Annotated in this window: 24 protein-coding genes; 13 read left to right on the forward strand and 11 right to left on the reverse strand. The window is 60.9% G+C overall.

Annotation, left to right across the window (positions count from 1 at the left end; all coding sequences use genetic code 11):
- Positions 1–119: 119 nt before the first annotated feature.
- Together E2A64_RS09310 and E2A64_RS09315 are read left to right on the forward strand one after the other, a co-directional pair.
- Positions 120–452, forward strand: a complete 333-nt coding sequence (locus E2A64_RS09310) for a DUF6949 family protein (protein ID WP_133284075.1) — start codon at positions 120–122, stop codon at positions 450–452.
- A gap of 51 nt (positions 453–503) precedes the next feature.
- The gene (locus E2A64_RS09315; RefSeq protein WP_133284076.1) at positions 504–1,031 is read left to right on the forward strand and encodes a gamma carbonic anhydrase family protein; all 528 of its coding nucleotides are present in this window, start codon (positions 504–506) and stop codon (positions 1,029–1,031) included.
- A 213-nt stretch (positions 1,032–1,244) separates the two neighbouring features.
- Here the strand turns inward: E2A64_RS09315 and E2A64_RS09320 are convergent, their stop codons facing one another.
- The 3 genes from E2A64_RS09320 to E2A64_RS09330 all read right to left on the reverse strand — a co-directional run bounded on the left by E2A64_RS09320 (position 1,245) and on the right by E2A64_RS09330 (position 3,845).
- Positions 1,245–1,850 carry a transglutaminase-like cysteine peptidase gene (locus E2A64_RS09320; protein ID WP_174235780.1) on the reverse strand — a complete coding sequence of 202 codons (606 nt, stop codon included), beginning with the start codon at positions 1,848–1,850 and terminating at the stop codon, positions 1,245–1,247.
- Between the two features lie 610 nt (positions 1,851–2,460).
- Positions 2,461–3,063 (reverse strand): PilZ domain-containing protein, encoded by a 603-nt coding sequence (locus tag E2A64_RS09325; protein WP_244598198.1) that lies wholly within the window; start codon positions 3,061–3,063, stop codon positions 2,461–2,463.
- Between the two features lie 146 nt (positions 3,064–3,209).
- On the reverse strand, positions 3,210–3,845 hold the full coding sequence (locus E2A64_RS09330; RefSeq protein ID WP_158285723.1) for a PAS domain-containing protein: 636 nt from the start codon (positions 3,843–3,845) through the stop codon (positions 3,210–3,212).
- 369 nt (positions 3,846–4,214) lie between these two features.
- On the opposite strand from E2A64_RS09330, the gene E2A64_RS09335 reads away from it, so the two are divergent.
- Positions 4,215–4,958 (forward strand): rhomboid family intramembrane serine protease, encoded by a 744-nt coding sequence (locus E2A64_RS09335; protein ID WP_244598199.1) that lies wholly within the window; start codon positions 4,215–4,217, stop codon positions 4,956–4,958.
- A gap of 143 nt (positions 4,959–5,101) precedes the next feature.
- On the forward strand, positions 5,102–5,530 hold the full coding sequence (locus E2A64_RS09340; RefSeq protein ID WP_133284079.1) for a CBS domain-containing protein: 429 nt from the start codon (positions 5,102–5,104) through the stop codon (positions 5,528–5,530).
- A 2-nt stretch (positions 5,531–5,532) separates the two neighbouring features.
- On the opposite strand, the gene E2A64_RS09345 is transcribed toward E2A64_RS09340, so the two are convergent.
- The 3 genes from E2A64_RS09345 to folE all read right to left on the reverse strand — a co-directional run bounded on the left by E2A64_RS09345 (position 5,533) and on the right by folE (position 7,702).
- Positions 5,533–6,504 carry a patatin-like phospholipase family protein gene (locus E2A64_RS09345; protein ID WP_133284080.1) on the reverse strand — a complete coding sequence of 324 codons (972 nt, stop codon included), beginning with the start codon at positions 6,502–6,504 and terminating at the stop codon, positions 5,533–5,535.
- A 107-nt stretch (positions 6,505–6,611) separates the two neighbouring features.
- Complete coding sequence (gene hisI, locus E2A64_RS09350; protein WP_133284081.1) at positions 6,612–7,058, reverse strand: phosphoribosyl-AMP cyclohydrolase; 447 nt, start codon at positions 7,056–7,058, stop codon at positions 6,612–6,614.
- 26 nt (positions 7,059–7,084) lie between these two features.
- Positions 7,085–7,702, reverse strand: coding sequence for a GTP cyclohydrolase I FolE (gene folE, locus E2A64_RS09355; protein ID WP_133284082.1), 618 nt, complete (start codon positions 7,700–7,702; stop codon positions 7,085–7,087).
- Positions 7,703–7,995: 293 nt separating this feature from the next.
- On the opposite strand from folE, the gene E2A64_RS09360 reads away from it, so the two are divergent.
- From E2A64_RS09360 to thrS, 5 genes are all read left to right on the forward strand, one after another.
- Positions 7,996–8,439, forward strand: a complete 444-nt coding sequence (locus E2A64_RS09360; protein ID WP_133284083.1) for an iron-sulfur cluster assembly scaffold protein — start codon at positions 7,996–7,998, stop codon at positions 8,437–8,439.
- 34 nt (positions 8,440–8,473) lie between these two features.
- Positions 8,474–8,791 carry a membrane protein insertion efficiency factor YidD gene (yidD, locus tag E2A64_RS09365; protein WP_133284338.1) on the forward strand — a complete coding sequence of 106 codons (318 nt, stop codon included), beginning with the start codon at positions 8,474–8,476 and terminating at the stop codon, positions 8,789–8,791.
- A 145-nt stretch (positions 8,792–8,936) separates the two neighbouring features.
- On the forward strand, positions 8,937–9,116 hold the full coding sequence (locus tag E2A64_RS09370) for a hypothetical protein (RefSeq protein ID WP_133284084.1): 180 nt from the start codon (positions 8,937–8,939) through the stop codon (positions 9,114–9,116).
- On the forward strand, positions 9,116–9,787 hold the full coding sequence (locus tag E2A64_RS09375) for a Fic family protein (protein ID WP_133284085.1): 672 nt from the start codon (positions 9,116–9,118) through the stop codon (positions 9,785–9,787). Before E2A64_RS09370 ends, E2A64_RS09375 begins: the two co-directional genes overlap by 1 nt.
- Before the next feature lie 268 nt (positions 9,788–10,055).
- Positions 10,056–12,089 carry a threonine--tRNA ligase gene (thrS, locus tag E2A64_RS09380; RefSeq protein ID WP_133284086.1) on the forward strand — a complete coding sequence of 678 codons (2,034 nt, stop codon included), beginning with the start codon at positions 10,056–10,058 and terminating at the stop codon, positions 12,087–12,089.
- Here the strand turns inward: thrS and E2A64_RS09385 are convergent.
- Complete coding sequence (locus tag E2A64_RS09385; RefSeq protein ID WP_133284087.1) at positions 12,080–12,499, reverse strand: cupin domain-containing protein; 420 nt, start codon at positions 12,497–12,499, stop codon at positions 12,080–12,082. The genes thrS and E2A64_RS09385 overlap by 10 nt on opposite strands.
- A 94-nt stretch (positions 12,500–12,593) precedes the next feature.
- Between E2A64_RS09385 and E2A64_RS09390 the strand changes: the two genes are divergently transcribed.
- Complete coding sequence (locus E2A64_RS09390) at positions 12,594–13,424, forward strand: lysophospholipid acyltransferase family protein (RefSeq protein WP_133284088.1); 831 nt, start codon at positions 12,594–12,596, stop codon at positions 13,422–13,424.
- A 3-nt stretch (positions 13,425–13,427) separates the two neighbouring features.
- On the opposite strand, the gene E2A64_RS09395 is transcribed toward E2A64_RS09390, so the two are convergent.
- Entirely contained in the window at positions 13,428–14,387 is a 960-nt protein-coding gene (locus E2A64_RS09395; RefSeq protein ID WP_174235757.1) for a hypothetical protein, read from the reverse strand.
- A 136-nt stretch (positions 14,388–14,523) separates the two neighbouring features.
- Between E2A64_RS09395 and E2A64_RS09400 the strand changes: the two genes are divergently transcribed.
- Together E2A64_RS09400 and E2A64_RS09405 are read left to right on the forward strand one after the other, a co-directional pair.
- Positions 14,524–15,114, forward strand: a complete 591-nt coding sequence (locus E2A64_RS09400; RefSeq protein WP_133284089.1) for a nitroreductase family protein — start codon at positions 14,524–14,526, stop codon at positions 15,112–15,114.
- Complete coding sequence (locus E2A64_RS09405; protein ID WP_133284090.1) at positions 15,104–15,721, forward strand: flavin reductase family protein; 618 nt, start codon at positions 15,104–15,106, stop codon at positions 15,719–15,721. Before E2A64_RS09400 ends, E2A64_RS09405 begins: the two co-directional genes overlap by 11 nt.
- Here the strand turns inward: E2A64_RS09405 and E2A64_RS09410 are convergent.
- Together E2A64_RS09410 and E2A64_RS09415 are read right to left on the reverse strand one after the other, a co-directional pair.
- On the reverse strand, positions 15,718–16,611 hold the full coding sequence (locus tag E2A64_RS09410; protein ID WP_133284091.1) for an HpcH/HpaI aldolase/citrate lyase family protein: 894 nt from the start codon (positions 16,609–16,611) through the stop codon (positions 15,718–15,720). The genes E2A64_RS09405 and E2A64_RS09410 overlap by 4 nt on opposite strands.
- Positions 16,608–17,060, reverse strand: coding sequence for a MaoC family dehydratase (locus tag E2A64_RS09415; RefSeq protein ID WP_133284092.1), 453 nt, complete (start codon positions 17,058–17,060; stop codon positions 16,608–16,610). Before E2A64_RS09415 ends, E2A64_RS09410 begins: the two co-directional genes overlap by 4 nt.
- Before the next feature lie 170 nt (positions 17,061–17,230).
- Between E2A64_RS09415 and E2A64_RS09420 the strand changes: the two genes are divergently transcribed.
- Positions 17,231–18,370 (forward strand): DUF2336 domain-containing protein, encoded by a 1,140-nt coding sequence (locus tag E2A64_RS09420; protein ID WP_158285724.1) that lies wholly within the window; start codon positions 17,231–17,233, stop codon positions 18,368–18,370.
- 35 nt (positions 18,371–18,405) lie between these two features.
- On the opposite strand, the gene parE is transcribed toward E2A64_RS09420, so the two are convergent.
- The gene (gene parE, locus E2A64_RS09425; RefSeq protein ID WP_133284094.1) at positions 18,406–20,499 is read right to left on the reverse strand and encodes a DNA topoisomerase IV subunit B; all 2,094 of its coding nucleotides are present in this window, start codon (positions 20,497–20,499) and stop codon (positions 18,406–18,408) included.
- Positions 20,500–20,579: the final 80 nt, after the last annotated feature.

The raw sequence follows: 20,579 nt of genomic DNA on the forward strand, positions 1-20,579 counted from the left end.
GAAGCCGTCGAACCTGTGCCAGATTGAGCCGTTTTTATTGGCACGCATCTTGCTGCGTATCGTGATCACGCATTTTTCTGCGTATTGAGATGAAGAAATTGTCGGAATATGGTTAAGCTATGATTAATTTTGATGCGCTCAGCATGGCGCTATTTGCCTTGACGGCAGGGCTTTGCGCCTCCATGGCGGTCGCTGCACTCGTGCGGATGGCAGGCTGGCGGGTACCAGACCACGAGGGCGAGGGCTTCAGGCCGTTTCGCGTCCGCGATTGGGTGACGGCCATGGTGACCGGGCCGATCTTTCTGGTGCGCGCGGCCTGGGACGGCTACCGCGCCAAGGAGATCGAACTGAGCCTGCTGGCGCTTGTGGCGGTTGTCGCGGCCGGATGGGGTGGCCTTCTCGGCATCCTGCTGCTTGAGCTCGCCTATATGGGAAGTGTCCTGCTGGCTTGATACTCCGTCGAAAGAGCGTTCTAACGGGATGGAACGAGCCGAGGAGTGAGCATGGCCCTTTACGAACTTGACGGAATCGCCCCCGAAATGCCGGACGGGTTCTCATTCGTCGCGGACAACGCCACCGTGATCGGCAAGATCCGGATCGGCGAGGATGTGGGGATCTGGTTCAATGCGGTTCTTCGCGGCGACAACGAGCTCATAGACGTCGGTGCGCGTACCAATATCCAGGAGAACGCGGTTCTTCATGCCGATATCGGCTATCCGCTGACGATTGGCGAAGGCTGTACCATCGGCCACAAGGCGATGCTCCATGGCTGCTCGATCGGCGAGAACTCGCTGGTCGGCATGGGGGCGACCATCCTCAATGGTGCGAAGATCGGCAGGAACTGCCTGATCGGCGCCGGGGCTCTCGTCACCGAGGGCAAGGAGATCCCTGACAATTCGCTGGTCGTGGGTGCGCCGGCAAAAGTGGTGCGGACGCTGGACGGGAATGCGGAGAACCAGCTGCGCCTGTCGGCGGCTCACTATGTCGAGAACGCAAAGCGTTTCGCCGGCGGGCTCAGGCGGATCGACTGACCGTCTGTTGCCGGGAAAAGGAAGAGCCGACCCCAGGGGACGTGGGGCCGGCTCTGAGCCTGGAGGGGACGGGGAAGTCAGGCACATCCAGGCTTTGTGGAACATGGTCGCCTTGGGGATGGCGGAGCCATGTTCCCGGATCAGTCGCTGGACAGGGCGTACCGATCCGTCCTTGACGGTGTCGCCCCTGGAGGAGGGCGAGCGCCGTATCTCTCAATTGTTGACGGCACCCACTGCGGTGGTCGCGGTGCCCGGGCCCAGCTTGGTCCAGCGACCGGCATGTTCCGAGGACTGGCGCTTGATGAAGGTGTAGCCGGTTTCCGACCACAGCCGCACATCGCCGCGCATATTGTCGAGAATGTAGTCGCCGTAATCGGTGCGCACGGTAAGAACCGCATGGCCTTCGCCGTTGGGCTGCAAGACCACCGTGATCAGGAGGTCTGCAGGCGAAAAGCCGCGCTCGATCAGCATGTGGCGCTTGAGCAGGGCGAAATCCTCGCAATCGCCGACGGTGCGCGGATAGGCCCAGAGTTCGGCAACACCGTAGATGTTCTCGTCGGTGTCCGGGATGATGTCGCGATTGACCTGCGCATTGACCTCGAGCATGGCCGACCAGGCCGCGCGGGTAAGCTGCATCGGTCCCTTGTCCCGGCCGAGCGGCTGGCATTCCTGCGAATGTGTGCGGCAGAAATTGTAATGACCGACCGGCGGATTGGTTCGGTCTGTTGCCACCAGGTTGGCCGGCGATGCGAAGGCTGCACCCGAAGTCAGCATCATCAGTCCGGTCAGAAGGGCGGCTTTCCCCTTGAAGAATTTCATCATGGCACGTCTCCCCGTTTCGAGGGTCAATGTGCCAGCGATGTTTTGAACTCGCGTCGATTTGCGGGGCCGTATTCAAGTCAAAGGAAGTACAAAACAAAATCAAACAAGAATAGAATGTGAGATAAACTTGTATAAAATTGAAGCGACCGTCGTAACCTTTCGGAAAGCATGGCGGCTCCCGGTCGGGATTGCGAGGCGTCCGGAAAAGCCCGGAGATCCGGTCGTTGTCGTCCGGGCGGAATGGCGGGCGTTGTCGGGGCCGGGGCGGCGAGGGGCGCTCAACCCGGCCTGAAAGCTTAACGAATTGTCGCGCTGTTTATGAACAGAGGCGGGTTTTGCTGCCAAAAGTTACGATCGGGGAAGAGGATTTGTAAACCATGCCCCTGTTTGGCCCCAAAATATTTCCCGGATCGGTACAGCTTCAGCCGGTCATTTCCGTCGCGTGCTGCCCGCGGCTTGGGCCTGCCTCTGCGTGATCACGCGTGATTGAAGGCTTGTCCGGGCCTCATCGCATCCGTGCGGGACAGGGATCGTGAGGCGGACGGCGCAAAGCAAAAGCCCCGGACGATGCCGGGGCTTTGATTTCCGATCGGATCGCGTTGATGCCTCAGGCCATCCGGGTGATCTGTTCCACGGAATAGTGGGACATGAACTCCAGCGCGATGCCTTCCTGGAAGTGGCGCACCACGCGTCCGCGCATATTGCCGAGCGTGACCATGGTGCCCTTGGCCGGGCGAACCTCGATCTCGACCGCGGCGCCCGACATCGACAGGTCGATGATGCGGCAGGGGTATCGGCGTCCGTCGTCGAGGCGGACTTCCGACATCGGGTTGTCGGGAGACAGGCGCTCGTGACGGCGGTCTTCCGGCAGGTTGAGTTCGTGCTTGTTGGCAAGCCAGGTGAGCTGTGCCGAAAGCTTGTCGCGTTTGCGCTCGGTGGCGATCAGCGAAAGCGTGAAATTGCTGCCGGAGCGTTCGAAGACACGCCCCTCGACCCGTCCGATATGGTCGAGATAGGCGACGATCCGCTCTCCGGGATTGGGCAGGGATTCGCAACTGATGACGGCGTCGCCTGGCGACATCACTTCGACCAAGCATTCATGCTCGGTGTGATCGGCCCGCATCATCCGGCCGTGCAGATTGACGGCCACACGGCTGTACTGGCCAGGCTTGGGCAGTTCAGGATGGCTCTGGGCACGTGCAGATTGCATCTTTTTGTCGCTTGCAGGTGTTTTCTGTCCAGCAAATGATAAGTCCGTTCCCTTAACAAGCGGTTATGAAATTGCCTCGCTTTGCTTTATTTCCATAATTCTGCGATTGGCGAAATTATCCTCTCGGCACAGGGCGTTGAGCGTCGTTATTCCTTTCGTCCGCCGTCGATAAGGATGAGGTTTCTTCGTGAAAAGCCACGGATGTTGCGCTTTCTCTTGGTTGCATCGGGCAGGGCCGGCATCGCGATCTCCGGACGATTGACGAGAAAGGGATTGGGCCGCGCCGGATCGAACAGTTTGAAGCCCGTCGTGGAAAAGCCCTGCAGCGCGTCGCTTCCGACCCAGTACGGAGTATCGAAGACCGAGATCGCGCCGAATATCCGGTCGCAGGTCATGGCGCCTCGTGGATCTCCGGCCGCAAGCGGCATGAAGACCGCTTCGGCCTGTAGCACGCGTCCGCCCTGCGAGAGCCCGTCGAGCGACAATATCGCCGGTGCGCCTTCCTGGGCGGCCTTCAGGATGCTCGAGAAGTTGCGCCGGCCTTCGGCGAGCCACAGGCCGGCGATGGGCAGGCCCTTGAGTTCCTGACCGGCTAGTGCGCAGAGGGCCGTGCCCGCCAGTCGGAAACACCACGTTCCGTCATGGCCGAGCTCACCTATCAGCACATGCGGCAGATATTTCGAAATGTCGGCAGGCTCGATGTCGCGCCGAGCGGGGAAGGGGCGTTTTCCGCGCTTGGCGTTCCAGTAAGTTAACAGGTTGATCGAATTCGGATGTCTCATGTGGCCTCCGGCCATTCTTTCTGTGCCGTTTCGATACGGTTTCGGTCTGTTTCGCGCACCTGACCGGTACCAAGCGAAAGCCGTGCCGCAATCGGCCTGTTAAGGTTAACAGGGTGCTTCGGTTGCCTTCGGGCAGAGACTCATCCATCATCGGATCATTGCTTCATGAAGCGTTGCTTCGGCACAAATTTGGACGGGGATGTCCGGCAGGCCGTTCGCCAACAGGCGAGCGGCCTTTTTTGTGCCGTTCAGGCAAAGGCGTGGCGGACGTTGTTTTGTTTGGACGCCCCATTATGTAAGCGTGACGGAAAGCCGGTGGCCGCCGGCCGTTTGACATGCCCGGCGACGGGCGCCTCGAGATGGAATGAAATGACCAGTCCCGATAGCCATCCACAACCCGAAGAAGACGTGATGTCCGAGCCGCCGGTTCGCGAGCCGGTATTCAACCTTCCAGGTATCATCGTCCTGGTGATCGCCGTCATGGCCGGGATCGAAGCGCTGCGCAGCTACGTCATCAGCCACCAGGTCGATACCTGGCTCCTGCTGCAGGCCGCGTTCATACCCGCGCGTTATAACGGCCCGGTTGATGGAAGCTGGCTCTGGTCACCGGTAACCTATTCGCTGCTCCATGGCGGCTGGATGCATCTCATACTCAATTCGGTCTGGCTCGCAGCCTTTGGCGCGGTCGTGGCGCGGCGCATCGGGACCTTGCGTTTCATCCTGTTCTGGATCGCGTCTTCCATGGCTTCGGCCCTGTTCTTCGGGCTGTTGCACGTCGGCGAGGTCATCGTGATGGTCGGCGCTTCGGGCGTGATTTCCGCGCTCATGGCGGCGGCGATACGTTTTGCCTTTTCCCAGCGCGGCGGTTTCATCTCGAAAAACTCGCATCTCAATCCGCGTTTGACGCTTGGCCAGACGCTTGCCAACCGCTCCGCCTTCACCTTTCTTATCATCTGGTTCGGCATCAACCTGCTCGCCGGATTCGGCGTTGCGCCGGGAGCGGGCGAGGTGGCGATCGCCTGGGAAGCCCATGTGGGCGGCTTCCTGTTCGGCTTCTTCTGCTTCGATTATTTCGATCCCTATCGGGAAGACGGCGCGCGGGTTCGGGGCTGACACGACCGGGCTGCTCCCGGTTACGGCAGGCGGGTGCCAGCGTGCGAGACTTGCCTGTCATGCCGATTCGGAGCACCATGACGTTCCGGCCGCGTATGATGGCGCGGCCGAAATGCCGTGACATCGCTGCGGAGGAGAAGAGCATGACGGTCAAGCAGATCCTGGACGAGAAGGGCCACAAGGTCATAACCGTGCATTCGAGCATCAGCGTGCTCGGTGCATCCCGTTTTCTCGCTGAAAACAAGATCGGTGCGGTCATCGTCAGTGATGACGGGACGTCAATCGCCGGCATTCTCTCGGAGCGCGACATCGTGCGCTGCCTCGCTTCCAGCGGGACGGAAGGTCTCGATCAGCCGGTTTCGTCCATCATGACGCGTGACGTGGTGACCTGCGGCGAAAGCTATACGATCCACCAGGCCATGGAGACGATGACGCATGAACGGTTCCGTCACCTGCCGGTGACGGAGAACGGAACGCTTGTCGGCATCATCTCGATCGGTGACGTGGTGCGCAGGCGCATCGAGGAAGTCGAGCGCGAGGCGGAGAACATCAAGGCCTATATAGCGAGTTGATGTCAGCCGGATGCGGCGGGAACGAAGGCTTCCTGCATCCGCTTGATTTCGCTGATCTTGGCCATGGTTTCCTCATAGCCCCGGTCGATGGCTTCCGCGGCGCGATGGAATTCCGAAAGGCCGATATCCGCAAGCCGGGGCATCAGCGACAGATCCGGCGGGTCGCCGGCCAGGCGCGCGCGTGAGATGCGGTCCTGGATGATGTTGAAGGCCTGAACCATGTTGCCGGTCACGCCGAGGCGCGACTTGCGCGCCGACTTTCGGTCGGTGGCGCTGATCAACTCGGGTCCGGCATCTCGAGCGGTGTGCTTCACCACCGCCGAGCGGCCATACAGGTCGTAATGAAGGTTCACGGCAATGACATGGGGCTGCTCGAAGGCGCGGCAGACGGTAACCGGCACCGGATTGACCAGAGCGCCGTCCATCAGCGTGCGATTGTTGCAGCAGACGGGCTCGAAAATGCCCGGCAACGCATAGGACGCGCGCATCGCCGTGATCAGCGAGCCCGAATTGATCCAGACCTCGTGTCCGGTCGTGATCTCCGTCGCAACGGCCACGAAAGGCTTGTGCAGTTCCTCGATGTCGATGCCCTTCATGTGCTGCTGCATGCGATCGTTGAGACGCATGCCGCCCAGAAGGCCACCGCCGCCGATTGCGAAATCGAGAAGACCGGCGATCCGGCGCATGGTGAGAGAGCGGGCAAAGTCCTCCAGCTCGTCGAGACGTCCGGCGAGGTAGGTTCCCCCCACGAGGGCGCCGATCGACGTTCCGGCGATCATCGAGATTTCGATATCGGCCTCATCGAGAGCGCGAAGGACGCCGATATGGGCCCAGCCGCGCGCAGCGCCGCCCCCGAGCGCGAGCGCGACGGGCAGCTTTTCTGATCTGCGAGGTGTCGGAGGGGCAACGGTCATGGCTTCGGTGCCGAGGGGATCGGCAGATGGTGACTGCGTATTCGTGACCCAATTCAGCATTCGAGGCATCCTTTCGCCGATGCGCCATGCATGATCGGGCATTTCACACCCGGCGTGGTTGATGATCCGTTAAGCGGGTGTCCCGTAATCCGGCCTCACGCCGGATGTTAACGTTTGTAGACCTCTTCGGGTTCAAAAACCTTTCGATCTTTTTTGACGAGACTGGCTGTCCCGTTTTCAAGCTTCACCGACCGGTAGAAACAGCTGCGACGTCCGGTGTGGCAGCTCGCGTCATGCCCCTTGACGCGTACCTTCAATACCACCGCATCCTGGTCGCAATCGACCAGGATCTCCTCGATCTCCTGCAGGTTGCCGGACGTCTCGCCCTTCTTCCACAGGGCGTTGCGCGAACGGCTGAAATAGTGCGCCACGCCGGTCTCGATCGAAAGGCTCAGGGCCTCGGCATTCATGTGCGCGAGCATCAGAACCGTTCCGTCGCCGGCGTCCACGGTCACTGCCGTCACGAGACCATCGGAATTGAAGCGCGGCGCGAGAACCTCGCCTTCATCCTGTTCGGTCTTGTCGGGGAACGGGGCTGAAAATTCCAGTGCCATCGTTTGGTCCGTGTTCGGAGCGGAGATCAGCCCCGGTCTCTGATCATGGAAATGAAGCGCGCCTGTGCTGCGGCATCACCCTTGAACTGACCGGTAAAGGTCGTCGTCAGCGTTGTCGAGCCTTGCTTGCGGATGCCGCGCATCGCCATGCACATGTGCTCGGCCTCGATCATCACTGCCACGCCCAGTGGTCGCAGCGTGTTGTGGATCGCATGCGCCACCTGTGCGGTCAGCGCTTCCTGTGTCTGCAGGCGATTTGCGAAAATGTCCACGACACGGGCGATCTTCGAGAGCCCCAGAACCTTGCCGTCGGGCAGATAGGCCACATGCGCCTTGCCGATGATCGGCACCATGTGGTGTTCGCAATGCGAGTGGAACGGGATGTCGCGGACGAGGACGATGTCGTCGTAGCCGGCGACTTCTTCGAAGGTGCGGCCCAGCGCGTCTTCGGGATCCTTGTCGTACCCGCCGAACATCTCGCTATAAGCCTTCACCACCCGTTTCGGCGTGTCGAGAAGCCCTTCGCGGTCGACGTCCTCTCCGATGAAGCGGAGGAGGGTGCGGACTGCATCCTCTGCTTCCTGCCGGCTCGGCCGTTCAATGTCTGATTGCAGTTTATCGTTGCGCTTCGCAAAAGCGTCCATGGTCATCTCCGTGGTCAGTCCCACTTCTTTTCGGGTATTTCGGACCACACGCACAACGACCCTTTCCGCTTGTCTGGAGAGGGCTTGGCGGGCTCCGGGGCTTTCAGGCGCAAGACGCCTTCCGGCACGGTTTCCCTGGCAATGTTTACATCTCCGATAACGATCAAGCCATCTGCTGACTTTCACCGCTCGGTTCGTGACACTATATAGGCAGTGTGGCCCGCCGCGTCGAGATGCGGAAACAGGGTACGGTGAACGCCTGCTGGATCGGCCCCTCGAACGGATTTCGAACCATGATCGATGACGTCTACAACGCCAAAATCCTTGACTTTGCAGGTAATATCCCGCGCATCGGTCAGCTTGACGACGCCGATGCGGAGGCTTCTGCCCACTCCAAATTGTGCGGCTCGAAGGTCAAGGTATGGGTCAAGATGGACGGCGACACGGTTTCCGATTTCGCCCATGACGTGAAGGCCTGCGCGCTCGGCCAGGCATCCTCCTCGATCATGGCCCGCAACATCATCGGCGCCAGCGCAGAGGAGTTGCGCGACCTGCGCCGGACGATGCTCGCCATGCTCAAGGAAAACGGCCCGGCGCCCGAAGGGCGATTCGCGGACCTGAAATTTCTCGAGCCCGTACGCGACTATCGCGCCCGCCACGCTTCCACGATGCTGACGTTCGACGCCGTTGTCGATTGCCTCGATCAGATCGCCGAAAAGCGCGGGCAGGCGGCGTGATGACATCGCCGGTCCCGAAGCCGGAGTGAGCGATATGGCGGGCCGGAACTACTGCGGACCCTGGCGCAGGACGCCCGGCCGCCTTCTCGGGACCGGAATCATTCGCTTCTACCAGCTCACACTGTCCGGCTTCGTCGGCAATACCTGCCGCCATGCCCCGACCTGCTCGGAATACGGCTATGAGGCCGTCGCCCGGCATGGTCTGTGGAAAGGCGGCTGGATGGCGCTGTTCCGTTTCATGCGCTGCGGACCCGGCGGAACCCATGGCTTCGATCCGGTGCCGGAAAAACTCGATGACGATCTCTCCGCCTTCACGCCCTGGCGCTTCTGGCGCGTGTCAAGGACGCGTTGAGAGTCTTTCGGGCAGGCAAGCGGTCCGCATTTCGTTTTATTTTCGGAGCGCATTCACAAGCTTGGCGCAATTAGATGCGATTACCTCTTGGCGAGGTTGCCATGAGATTGGAATTCAGTTTTATGGGCTAAAAAGGGAGTGCAACATGAATGAGTCACTTAAGAGCTTGTTGGAGGCTGCGAGTAAAGTTCCGCAAAGCAAGCAGGATCTGGAAGTCCAGCGACGCAGTTTCGCCTATGGGAATACTCATTTCGAGAATTCGCGGATAACTCGCGAGATGGTTGATCGCATTGCTGATGAGATGGCGAAAGGGGAAAACGATTGATGCCCGAAGAGGGGCGGCGTCACAGTGTGGCTGCTGATGCTGAGTTAATCAAAGATCCTCAGCTAAGGGCCGAAGCTGAAGCAAGAAATGGACTGCTTCAGTTCGATTTAGCTTGTCACATGATCGTCGATGCGATCGAAAAGGGATCAAATTGGAAATTGCGCGTTTCTGCCTTTTTGGCTCTGCATCGAGAAGCTCTCAGGGGCATTAGCAGTTACGCAGGAAATTTTCGCCCTTCAAGCGTTGCAATTGAAGGCAGCAGGCACGAGCCAGTTGACGCGCATTTGGTTCCTGAGCTGATAGAAGAGTTGTGTGATTACGTCAATGACAACTGGGAAAGTAAAACAGCCATTCATTTGTCATCTTATGTAATGTGGAGGTTAAACTGGATCCATCCGTTCAGTGATGGGAATGGGCGAACATCCCGCATGTTGTCCTATCTCGTATTGTGTGTGAGGTCACGAATTTTACTTCCTGGTACTCATACCATTCCTGATCAGATAGTGGACAACCGGCAGCCGTATTTCGACGCTCTTGAGGCTGCTGATCAGTCTCTGGAAAAAGATTCAGTCGATCTTTCATTAATGGAAGAACTGATTTCGGCCATGCTGGCAAAGCAGCTTACAGGTGTGATGGAGAATGCAACTGGTAAGCAATTCACGGCCGAATAGTCCTATCGAGAACTCCGCGTCTAAAGTGATGTGAGGGCCTATTGCCACGCCGTCGGCCATCGCGTCTCCAGTGAGTTTCGCTAGCTTTCGCAGACACTCTCAAGCGCTTGCCGCCCCAGGTGACGGGCTTCTTGAAAGAGGACGGGAAAGACCAGGCTTCGTCTTTCGAAGGTTGCGGCTTTCCCCCAAATCGCCTAAGACGCGGGCCCAAATAACCCTTCCGATCAACCACCCGCATTCGTTGGCGGGACTGGATAGGAGAGAAAGCATGGCTGATGCTGTTTCCCTCGCATTTCCCGATGGCTCCAAGCGCGAATTTCCCGCCGGCACGACCGGCCGCGATGTCGCCGAGTCGATTTCCAAATCGCTTGCCAAGAAGGCCGTGGCCATCGCCATCGACGGTGAACTGACCGATCTGGCTGATCCGGTCCGCTCCGGCGCGATCGAGATCGTCACCCGCACCGATCCGCGCGCCCTCGAACTCATCCGCCACGATGCGGCCCACGTGATGGCCGAAGCCGTTCAGGAATTGTGGCCGGGCACACAGGTGACGATCGGTCCGGTGATCGAGAACGGTTTCTACTACGATTTCAAGCGCGTTCATCCGGACACGAAGGAAGACTGGCCGTTCACGCCGGAAGATCTTCCTGTGATCGAAAAGAAGATGCGCGAGATCATTGCCCGCAACCAGCCCTTCACCAAGGAAATCTGGCAGCGCAACAAGGCCAGGGAGGTCTTTGCCGAGATGGGTGAGGACTACAAGGTCGAGCTCGTCGACGCCATTCCCGAGGACCAGACCATCCGCATCTACAAGCAGGGCGACTGGTTCGACCTGTGTCGCGGGCCGCATATGGATTCGACCGGCCGTATCGGCAACGCCTTCAAGCTGATGACGGTGGCGGGCGCCTATTGGCGAGGCGATTCCACCAGGCCGATGCTGACCCGCATCTATGGTACCGCCTGGGCCGAACAGGCAGAACTCGACGCCTATCTCCACATGATCGAGGAAGCCGAGAAGCGCGACCACCGCCGGCTTGGCCGCGAGATGGATCTGTTCCATTTCCAGGAAGAGGGGCCGGGCGTCGTCTTCTGGCATTCCAAGGGCTGGCGCATGTTCCAGACACTCGTGTCCTACATGCGCAGGCGTCTGAACGGCGTCTACGAGGAGGTCAACGCGCCGCAGATCCTCGACAAGAGCCTGTGGGAAACATCCGGTCACTGGGGCTGGTACCAGGAAAACATGTTCGCGGTGAAAAGCGCCCATGCCTTCACCCATCCGGACGATGAAGAAGCCGATCACCGCATCTTCGCCATCAAGCCGATGAACTGTCCGGGACACGTGCAGATATTCAAGCATGGGTTGAAGTCTTACCGCGATCTACCAATAAGACTTGCAGAATTTGGCAACGTACATCGCTATGAACCGTCCGGTGCCCTGCACGGTCTGATGCGCGTGCGCGGCTTCACCCAGGATGATGCGCACGTCTTCTGCACCGACGAGCAGCTGGCCGCCGAGTGCCTGCGCATCAACGATCTGATCCTCTCGGTCTACGAGGATTTCGGCTTCGAGCAGGTGGTCGTCAAGCTTTCCACCCGTCCGGAGAAGCGCGTCGGCACCGATGCGCTCTGGGATCGCGCCGAAAGCGTCATGATGGACGTGCTCAAGACCATCGAGGAACAGTCGGGCGGCCGCATCAAGACCGGCGTGCTCGAAGGCGAGGGCGCATTCTACGGTCCGAAGTTCGAATATACCCTGCGCGATGCGATCGGCCGTGAATGGCAGTGCGGCACCACGCAGGTGGACTTCAACCTGCCGGAACGCTTTGGCGCCTTCTACATCGACAAGGATTCCGAAAAGCGCCAGCCGGTGATGATCCACCGCGCCATCTGCGGTTCGATGGAACGCTTCCTCGGCATCCTGATCGAGAACTTCGCCGGTCACATGCCGCTCTGGTTCGCACCGCTGCAGGTGGTCGTCGCGACCATCACCTCGGATGCGGACGAGTACGGCAGCGAGGTGGCCGAAGCCTTGCGCGATGCCGGTCTTCATGTGGAAACCGATTTCCGCAACGAGAAGATCAACTACAAGGTCCGCGAGCACTCGGTGACCAAGGTTCCTGTGATTCTCGTCATCGGCAAGCGCGAAGCCGAGGAGCGCACGGTCAACATGCGCCGGCTCGGCAGCCGCGACCAGACCTCCTACACCCTCGACGAGGTTGTGGAAGCGCTGTCGAGGGAAGCCACCCCGCCGGATCTCGTGCGCAAGGAACTGGCGCGCGCGGCCCGCAAGTCTCAAGCCTGATCGGGGTTTTCCTCGAACCACTTGACGATCCCCGGCATGTTTCTCTCGAAACCGCCGGGGATGAAGATATTCAGAAGTTTCGCCGGCTGGTCCCCGTTGTTGCGGAAGTCATGGGTCATGCCGGCGGGAATTCTCAGGAATGACCCGGGTGCAAAGGTGCGCCATGTCTCGCCTGTCAGGATCTCCGGTTCGCCCTGCAGCACGTAGAAGATCTCGTCGTTCGCGTCGTGATGATGCGCGCCCATGCCCGCCTGCCCGGGTTCGATGATCCACTCGGAAATCGAGTAGCCGCTTCCGGTTTCGTCCTCGTCCGCCTTGAAGACGGCCGAGAGCCTGCCCATCGCATAGTGGCGCCCGCCACCGGGCTGCAGACAGATCAGGTCTCCGTTCTTTGCGATCGTGTTCGGCATCGGTTTTCTCCTGAAGGTGCGGCGAGGCTGTCACATGGCTGACATGTGAGCTTTGGTATTTTTGGTGACCACATCAACGCGCGGTCACATTGTCATGCGATTCGAACATCTTTCCTACGCCAACTCCGCCCAGCCGCGTCTGACGCAATGGGTCATCCGGTCGATCGAGAACCTGTCCGGTCGTGATCACTATGCCGAACTCTATGATGTCTGGCGACGGGAGATCGCGCCGACGCGCGATCGAATCTTCGGCCGGATGCTCGAACTGATCGATGTTCGTTTCGACCTGCGCGGCAACTGGCCGGTCGCCGACCTGCCGGAAGGTCCGCTCGTCATCATTGCCAACCACCCCTTCGGGATCGGCGACGGAATCGCCGTTCTGTCTCTGGCCGAATCGCTCGGTCGACCGTTCCGCGTGCTCATGCACAACGACCTGATGCGGGTGCCGGAAATGGCTGACTACGCGCTTCCGGTCAGTTTTGACGAGAACCGCGAGGCCATGGAAGTGAACATGCGCACGCGCAAGGAGGCCATGCGGCTTCTGGCGGAAGGCGTGACCATCGTGATTTTCCCGGCGGGCGGGGTGGCGACCGCGCCGAAGGGTTTTGGCCAGGCCGAGGACCTGCCCTGGAAAATGTTTCCCGCTCGCCTTGTCCAGGCGGCCCGCGCCCATGTGCTGCCCGTTCATTTTCACGGCCAGAACGGCAGGCTGTTTCATCTCGCCTCGCGGGTGTCGATGACCCTGCGCACCTCGCTTCTGATCCGCGAGTTTCGGCGCTTGAGCGGCACCAGGATCATCGCCGACGTGGGTGAGGTGATGCGCGCCGAGGATCTGGCCGGGATTTCGGACAGGAAGGCACTGCTTGCCGAACTCCAGCAGGCGGTATTCAAGCGTGCGATGCCGGAAATACGGCTCGCCGGCTGAGCCTTATTTCAGCAGAACCTCGACATCGGCATTATGTCCGGCGACCACGTCGAAATCGCGTGAATAGGTCTGGTTCTTGTTTCGCGCGATTGCCGTGTACTGGCCTTCCGCCAGGACGATCCGCGGGAAGGCGCCCACGGTCTCGGAGACCACGTCGCCACCGGATGTCAGGATCGACCACGCCGTATCGGCAATGGCCTCGCCGCCTTCTTCCGATACGAGTTTCAGCGTCAGTTCCGCGGCCCGGTGCTGGATGACGGCCTCGGTCAGCTTGCCGGTCTCCACGCGGATGTCGGAGCGGATGACGGCGTTGTTGTCGCCGTAGTCCGAGACGATATGATAGGTCCCGGCATTCAGCCGCACGATCGTGTTCGGCTTGACGTCGTCGAGCACCAGTTGCTGCTCGAAATCCGGGCTTTCACCGTTGGCCTGATAGATCTTGAAGCTCAGTTCCGAGGGGACGATGCGCACGCCGTTTCCGGAGACGGCGTTGAGCACGAGGCCCCCGGCATTGAGAACCAGCCGCTGCTTCTCCACCGGGCCTGTGCGCGGGATCGAAAGCTTCTTGGTCACGCCGGCGCGGCCGAAGGAAACGTGGATGAAATAGTCGCCCGGGGACAGATCGAAGGACGTCGAGCCGCCTTCCGAAGACGCGAGCAGCGGCAGCTTCCCGTCGGTTCCCGGAATCGGCTGAAAGACACGCCAGGTCAGTCCCTGCTGTACAGGCTCGCCGTCCTCGCCGAGAACCGCTTCCATCACGACGCTGCGCGTACTCAGTCCCGTCTCGGGTCCGGGCGACGTCGGAGCGAAATTGTTGAGGTTGGGAAGGTGCAGATCGTCATCCGGGTTCGAGGCGAAACCCTGAACGCCTTGCGCGAGAGCCGAACCCGTCATGGCCGTCAGAACCACCATTGCCGCAAGGCTGGATGCCGGCTGGCGGCAGAGGATGCGAAACGGACTCATATGCGGTTGACTTCCAATCTTCATACCGTCACTTCAAAGCACGATCGTTATGGCGATTTCAAGACTTTACCCCGGTCAGACGCGGGATCGTCCGCCACATATCCAGATACGCCTCGAAGTCAGGGAAGTGAAGACCATGACCGCCAACACAGCACTCAAGTCCTATCTCGAAGTCCGCCGTTCCATTCCCTCTTTCCAGATGGGAGAGCCCGGTCCGTCGACCGAGGAAATCATCGAGATGCTGACGCTTGCGCGCCGGGTTCCCGATCACGGCAAGCTGGCCCCCTGGCGCTTCATCGTCTATCGCGGTGAAGAGCGCGAACGGGTGTCGCGCGAACTCTCCGAGGTCGCGATCGCCAACAAGCCGGACATCTCGGACGAAATGCGCAAGGTCGAGGAAACCCGGTTCACGCGCGCGCCGCTGGTGATCGGTGTCGTGTCCACCGCCGCGCCGCACGTCAAGATCCCGGTCTGGGAACAGCAGTTGAGCGCGGGTGCCGTCTGTCTCAACCTCATCATGGCAGCCAATGCGATAGGCTATTCGTCGAACTGGATCACCGAGTGGTATGCCTTCGACAAGGCGGTCTATCCGATCCTCGGGGTGAAGGAGGAAGAGCAGGTCGCCGGCTTCATCCATATCGGCACCGCGCAGGTGCCGCCGACGGAGCGCGCGCGTCCGGAACTCGCCGACATCGTAACCTTTTCGGGCGAAACCGATGTTCTATAAGGCCGGCGAACCGCACGGGCTGCCGCACGATCCCTTCAAGGCGCTCGTCGCGCCCCGGCCGATCGGCTGGATCGGCACGCGAGGGTCCGACGGATCGGTGAACCTTGCGCCGTATTCCTACTTCAATGCCGTCTCCGCCAAGCCTCCCATGGTGATGTTCTCGTCGTTCGGGCGGAAGGACACGTTGCGCAATTGCGAAGAGACCGGCGTCTTCACCGCCAGCCTCGTATCCCGCGATCTGACCGAGGCGATGAACAGGACGGCAGTGGACGCGCCCTATGGCGAGAGCGAATTCGTCTATGCGGGCCTCGAAATGGCCGAGGCCGAACTGGTCGATGCGCCCTATGTCGCGAAGGCCTGGGCAGCGCTCGAATGCCGGGTCACCGAAATCATGCGCCCCAGGGGGCTGGACGGGGAGGCGGCGAGCAACTGGCTGGTCTTCGGGCAGGTGCTTGGCGTTCGAATTCGCGACGATGTTCTCAAGGACGGCATGGTCGACATGTCGGTCGCCAATCCGGTGGGGCGCCTCGGCTATATGGACTATACGGATTCAGCGGACCTGTTCCAGATGTTCCGTCCCCGCTGGGCCGACGCTGAAAAGTCCTAGAGCGACGTCGGGTCGAGCCCCGCGCGACGCACGATCCGTTCGGCCTGACGAAGGTGTGGCCGGTCTATCATCTTTCCGTCGAGTGAGAGCACGCCCGCATCGCGTCCGGCATCCGCGAAAAGCTGGATGATGGTCTTGGCGCGCTCCACATCGCCCGGCGGCGGTGTGAAGGCGGCGTTGATGATGGGCACCTGGGCCGGATGGATCGCCATCTTGCCGGAAAATCCGTCGCGGACGGCGGCTGCGCATTCCCTCGCGAGACCGGCCTCATCCTTGTAGTCCGTAAACACCGTGTCGATGGCTTCCACGCCAGCGTCGGCCGCGGTCAGCAGTGTCAGCGAGCGGGCCAGCCGGAACACTTCGGTATAGGAACCGGCTTCGTCCCGGTTGGAGCTTGCGCCTATTGCGGCTGCCAGATCCTCGCCGCCCCAGGCGAGCGCCTCCAGCCGTCCCGTCTTTCCCGAAAAGGTCGCGGCATTGAGCAGCCCCCCGGCCGTCTCGGTCATTAGGGCATGAAGCCTGATCGAGCCGTCCTCGATATCGCTTTCCGCTTCCAGAACCGCGATACGCGCTGAGATATCCTGCAGCTCCGCGCCATTGCCGGCCTTCGGCAGAAGGATGGCGCTCGGTTTGAGAGGCACGACGATTTTAAGGTCGTCATCGGTCAATCCGGTATCGAGCGCGTTGACGCGCACGATCAGGCGCGGACATGTCCCGGCGGGCTGAAGGGAGCGGAAAAACGCCGCGAGCATGGAGCGGGCCTCTGCCTTGCGGGCGGCTGAGACGGAATCCTCGAGGTCGAGAATCACCGCATCCGCCTCCGAGGCGGATACCTTGGCGAGCTTCTTTTCCGAATCTGCCGGTACGAAGAGGAGAGAACGCAACATCATGCAGGCCGCTTCTTCATCATCGCCTGGCGGATGCAGCGCGCCACCAGAACCTCGTCCTGATTATAGGCCAGATGCTCGAACTCGACGATGCCGCGATCGGGCCTGGAGCGCGATTCCCGCATCGACACCACCTTCGTGGTCACATGCACCGTATCGCCGTGAAACAGCGGGTGGGGGAAGGTGACGTCGGTCATCCCGAGATTGGCCACGGTGGTGCCCAGCGTCGTTTCGCCGACGGAAATCCCGATCATCAGTCCGAGCGTGAAGATCGAGTTGACCAGCGGCTTGCCCCATTCGGTCCTGGAGGCGAAATCGAAGTCGATATGCAATGGCTGCGGGTTCAACGTCATGTTGGAAAACAGCATGTTGTCGGCTTCGGTGATCGTCCGGCGCAGTTCGTGCCGAAACTCGCGGCCCGGTGAAAAATCTTCGAAATAGAGCCCCGGCATGAATTCCTCCCATGGCTTTTGTCGCCATTGTGCCGCTTTCAGCAGCGCTCGCAAGCGCCCGCGTTCACTGCGCCGACGCTTATGCAAGTCCTAATGAACATGGTGAAGGGATCGTAAACCTTTTGGCTGTAGAAATTTGGCATTGGGTATCGAGTGAACGGGTTCGACTTATGTTTATACAGTCTTTTCTCAAGTGGTCCGAAACCGCCAAGGTGGCCGAGAGGGCACAGGCCGCGGCCGCACTCGGAAAAGCTTATGTGCAAGGCACCATGGCCGAAGAGGAACGCCGTTCGGCCGAAGCCGCCATGGCGATGCTGATGGACGATGCATCTCCCAAGGTCCGGATCGCTCTGTCCGAAGTGCTTTGCCGCTCTACTCGCCCGCCGCGCTCGATCATTCTGGCCCTTGCCAACGACCAGATCGAGGTCGCGGGTCATGTCATTGCCTTGTCGCCGGTCCTCAACGACAGCGATCTCGTCGACATCGTCGCCACCGGGCGCGCCACCCTGCAGCAACTGACGGCCCATCGCCGCCCGCTCGGCGTCGCCGTATGCGCGGCCATTGCCGAGGTCGGTGGGGAACGGGCCATCATGGACATGCTGGACAATGAGAGCGCCGGCGTTGCCTCGATCTCGCTCAAGCGGCTTGCCGAGCGCTTCGGCGATCATCCGGAAATCCGCTCCCGTCTTCTCGATCGCAACGATCTGCCCTGCGCCGTACGCCAGAGCCTGGTCGAAAGGCTGGGCGCGGCACTTGCCGTATTCGATCTCGCCCAGTCCACGATCGGTGGCGAACGTCTGCGGAAGGTGACGGAAGAGGCCTGCCGCGACGTCACTCTGAAACTGGCCGAAACCGTTCCTGCCAACGAGATGCCCGCTCTGGTCGAGCATCTGCGCATGTCGGGCAAGCTGTCGCCCGCCTTCCTCATGCACGCATTGTGCTCGGGTAACGTCGATTTCTTCGCCGCGGCCATGGTTTCGCTCTCCGGCATCGGTGATGCCAGGGTCCGCGGACTTCTGGTCGAGGGACGGGAAGTTGCGATACGCGCACTCTATCGAGAGGCGGGCCTGCAGCCCAATCTCGTCGGCCCGTTCCTGTCGGCCACGCTGATGTGGCGCCAGGCGTCGAAATCGGAAAAGGGTGTGGAAGCCGCGGAAATCGCCGAGCGCCTGATCCTCGCCCATGCGTCCGATGCCGAGAACGATCCGGATATCGGCGATCTGCTGCGCATCGTCGAACAGATGCATGTGGCATGGCAGCGCCAGGCCAGCCGCGCCCGCGCCATGCGTCTGATTGCCCAGGCCGCCTGAACGGCCCGGGGCGTCGCATCAGCTATCGCAGCTGATCAGATATCGAGATTGTCGGCGAAAGCCGCGTGCTCCTGAATGAAGCGGAAGCGTGCTTCCGCCTTCGTGCCCATCAAGTTGTCGACGGCATCCTTTGTCGACTGCGGATCGGTATTGTCGATCGCAACCTTGAGAAGCGTGCGCTTCTTCGGATCCATCGTGGTTTCCTTGAGCTGCGCAGGCAGCATCTCACCCAGACCTTTGAAGCGGCCGATATCGACCTTGCCGCGCCCCTTGAATTCCGTCTCCATCAGTTCGGCACGGTGCGCATCGTCACGCGCATAGAGCGTCTTCGAGCCCTGCGTGATGCGGTAAAGCGGCGGAACGGCGAGATAGAGATGGCCGTTGCGGACCATCTCCGTCATTTCCTGATAGAAGAAGGTAATCAGCAGCGAGGCGATATGGGCGCCATCGACGTCGGCATCGGTCATGATGATCACGCGTTCATAGCGCAGATCCTCATCGCGATATTTCGATCGCGTGCCGCATCCGAGCGCCTGAATGAGATCGGCGAGCTGCTGGTTGGCCGACAGCTTTTCGCGACCCGCGCTGGCGACGTTCAGAATCTTGCCGCGTAGCGGAAGGATGGCCTGATTGGCGCGGTTGCGCGCCTGCTTTGCCGAGCCGCCGGCGGAATCGCCCTCGACGATGAAGAGCTCCGCTCCCTCGGCCGTGGTCTGGCTGCAATCTGACAATTTGCCGGGCAGGCGCAATTTGCGTACCGCGGTCTTGCGGTTAACTTCCTTTTCCTTGCGGCGGCGATTGCGCTCCTCGGCCCGCTCGATCACCCATTCGAGCAGCTTGTCCGCTTCGGCGGGGCTGTCGGTGAGGAAGTGGTCGAAGGGATCGCGCAGCGCGTTTTCGACGATGCGCTGCGCCTCGACGGTGGCGAGCTTGTCCTTGGTCTGGCCGACGAATTCCGGCTCGCGGATAAAGACCGAGAGCATGCCCATGGCCGAGATCATCACGTCATCGGTGGTGATCTGCGCAGCCCGCTTGTTGCCGGTCAGTTCGCCATAGGTCTTCAGACCCTTGGTGAGCGCGATGCGAAGGCCTGCCTCGTGGGTTCCGCCTTCGGGCGTCGGGATGGTGTTACAGTAAGACGAGATCGAGGAGTCGCCGCCATACCAGGCCACCGCCCACTCGAGCGAGCCGTGCCCGCCGGTCTTGGCCGTCTTGCCGGCGAAGATTTCGCGGGTGACGCGATGATCCTTGCCAAGTGAGCTCTCGAGATAGTCCTTGAGGCCGCCGGGGAAGTGGAACACGGCCTTGTCGGGCGTCTCCGTGCCTTCCACCAGTTCCGCCGCACAGGACCAGCGGATTTCCACTCCGCCGAACAGATAGGCCTTCGAGCGGGCCATGCGGTAGAGCCGTCCCGGATCGAACCTCGCACCGGCGCCGAAGATCTGGGCGTCAGGATGGAAGCGCATCTTCGTGCCGCGACGGTTGTGGACTTCGCCCACTTCCTCGAGCGGCCCCTGAGGGAGCCCGCGTGAAAAGACCTGGCGGTAGAGACGCCGGTTGCGCGCCACTTCCACTTCCAGAACGTCGGAGAGCGCGTTGACCACGGAAATGCCCACGCCATGCAGGCCGCCGGAGGTCTCGTAGACCTTGGAATCGAACTTGCCGCCGGCGTGAAGCACGGTGAGCACGACTTCGAGCGTCGATTTGTCCGGATATTTCGGGTGGTTTTCGACCGGGATGCCGCGGCCGTTGTCGGTGATCGTCAGATATCCTTCGGCATCGAGATCCACCTCAATGAAATTCGCATGGCCGGCGACCGCCTCGTCCATCGAGTTGTCGATGACTTCCGCGAACAGGTGGTGGAGTGCGCGTTCGTCGGTGCCGCCGATATACATGCCCGGACGACGACGGACCGGTTCCAGGCCTTCGAGAACCTCGATCGCGGACGCATCGTAATCTGCGCCGGAACCCGCGGGCGGGGCAGGGGCTGGCGCAGGGGCCGGCGCTGCGGATGCGCGCGGCGCGATGGCGGGTTTGGGCGATTCTGCCTTGGGTGTCGCCGGTCGAGGCGCCTCGACTTTGGGCGCCTGATCGGGGATGGCGGAAAAGAGGTCGTTGGAATCGTCCATTTCAATTCATTCTCGTTCGAGCATGCGTTAGGCTGAGCCCTGCGGCGAATCACACGGAGTGTGCCAGAATCAGCTCGTTC

The sequence above is a fragment of the Pseudohoeflea suaedae genome, from assembly GCF_004354915.1.
Classification (GTDB): domain Bacteria; phylum Pseudomonadota; class Alphaproteobacteria; order Rhizobiales; family Rhizobiaceae; genus Pseudohoeflea; species Pseudohoeflea suaedae.

What these genes read in the sequence shown, in the direction of transcription:
- E2A64_RS09310 (WP_133284075.1), top strand. Translation starts at nt 120, where the DNA reads ATGATTAATTTTGATGCGCTCAGCATGGCGCTATTTGCCTTGACGGCA.
- E2A64_RS09315 (WP_133284076.1), top strand. Translation starts at nt 504, where the DNA reads ATGGCCCTTTACGAACTTGACGGAATCGCCCCCGAAATGCCGGACGGG.
- E2A64_RS09320 (WP_174235780.1), bottom strand. Translation starts at nt 1,850, where the DNA reads ATGAAATTCTTCAAGGGGAAAGCCGCCCTTCTGACCGGACTGATGATG.
- E2A64_RS09325 (WP_244598198.1), bottom strand. Translation starts at nt 3,063, where the DNA reads ATGCAATCTGCACGTGCCCAGAGCCATCCTGAACTGCCCAAGCCTGGC.
- E2A64_RS09330 (WP_158285723.1), bottom strand. Translation starts at nt 3,845, where the DNA reads ATGAGACATCCGAATTCGATCAACCTGTTAACTTACTGGAACGCCAAG.
- E2A64_RS09335 (WP_244598199.1), top strand. Translation starts at nt 4,215, where the DNA reads ATGACCAGTCCCGATAGCCATCCACAACCCGAAGAAGACGTGATGTCC.
- E2A64_RS09340 (WP_133284079.1), top strand. Translation starts at nt 5,102, where the DNA reads ATGACGGTCAAGCAGATCCTGGACGAGAAGGGCCACAAGGTCATAACC.
- E2A64_RS09345 (WP_133284080.1), bottom strand. Translation starts at nt 6,504, where the DNA reads ATGCTGAATTGGGTCACGAATACGCAGTCACCATCTGCCGATCCCCTC.
- hisI (WP_133284081.1), bottom strand. Translation starts at nt 7,058, where the DNA reads ATGGCACTGGAATTTTCAGCCCCGTTCCCCGACAAGACCGAACAGGAT.
- folE (WP_133284082.1), bottom strand. Translation starts at nt 7,702, where the DNA reads ATGGACGCTTTTGCGAAGCGCAACGATAAACTGCAATCAGACATTGAA.
- E2A64_RS09360 (WP_133284083.1), top strand. Translation starts at nt 7,996, where the DNA reads ATGATCGATGACGTCTACAACGCCAAAATCCTTGACTTTGCAGGTAAT.
- yidD (WP_133284338.1), top strand. Translation starts at nt 8,474, where the DNA reads ATGGCGGGCCGGAACTACTGCGGACCCTGGCGCAGGACGCCCGGCCGC.
- E2A64_RS09370 (WP_133284084.1), top strand. Translation starts at nt 8,937, where the DNA reads ATGAATGAGTCACTTAAGAGCTTGTTGGAGGCTGCGAGTAAAGTTCCG.
- E2A64_RS09375 (WP_133284085.1), top strand. Translation starts at nt 9,116, where the DNA reads ATGCCCGAAGAGGGGCGGCGTCACAGTGTGGCTGCTGATGCTGAGTTA.
- thrS (WP_133284086.1), top strand. Translation starts at nt 10,056, where the DNA reads ATGGCTGATGCTGTTTCCCTCGCATTTCCCGATGGCTCCAAGCGCGAA.
- E2A64_RS09385 (WP_133284087.1), bottom strand. Translation starts at nt 12,499, where the DNA reads ATGCCGAACACGATCGCAAAGAACGGAGACCTGATCTGTCTGCAGCCC.
- E2A64_RS09390 (WP_133284088.1), top strand. Translation starts at nt 12,594, where the DNA reads ATGCGATTCGAACATCTTTCCTACGCCAACTCCGCCCAGCCGCGTCTG.
- E2A64_RS09395 (WP_174235757.1), bottom strand. Translation starts at nt 14,387, where the DNA reads ATGAGTCCGTTTCGCATCCTCTGCCGCCAGCCGGCATCCAGCCTTGCG.
- E2A64_RS09400 (WP_133284089.1), top strand. Translation starts at nt 14,524, where the DNA reads ATGACCGCCAACACAGCACTCAAGTCCTATCTCGAAGTCCGCCGTTCC.
- E2A64_RS09405 (WP_133284090.1), top strand. Translation starts at nt 15,104, where the DNA reads ATGTTCTATAAGGCCGGCGAACCGCACGGGCTGCCGCACGATCCCTTC.
- E2A64_RS09410 (WP_133284091.1), bottom strand. Translation starts at nt 16,611, where the DNA reads ATGATGTTGCGTTCTCTCCTCTTCGTACCGGCAGATTCGGAAAAGAAG.
- E2A64_RS09415 (WP_133284092.1), bottom strand. Translation starts at nt 17,060, where the DNA reads ATGCCGGGGCTCTATTTCGAAGATTTTTCACCGGGCCGCGAGTTTCGG.
- E2A64_RS09420 (WP_158285724.1), top strand. Translation starts at nt 17,231, where the DNA reads ATGTTTATACAGTCTTTTCTCAAGTGGTCCGAAACCGCCAAGGTGGCC.
- parE (WP_133284094.1), bottom strand. Translation starts at nt 20,499, where the DNA reads ATGGACGATTCCAACGACCTCTTTTCCGCCATCCCCGATCAGGCGCCC.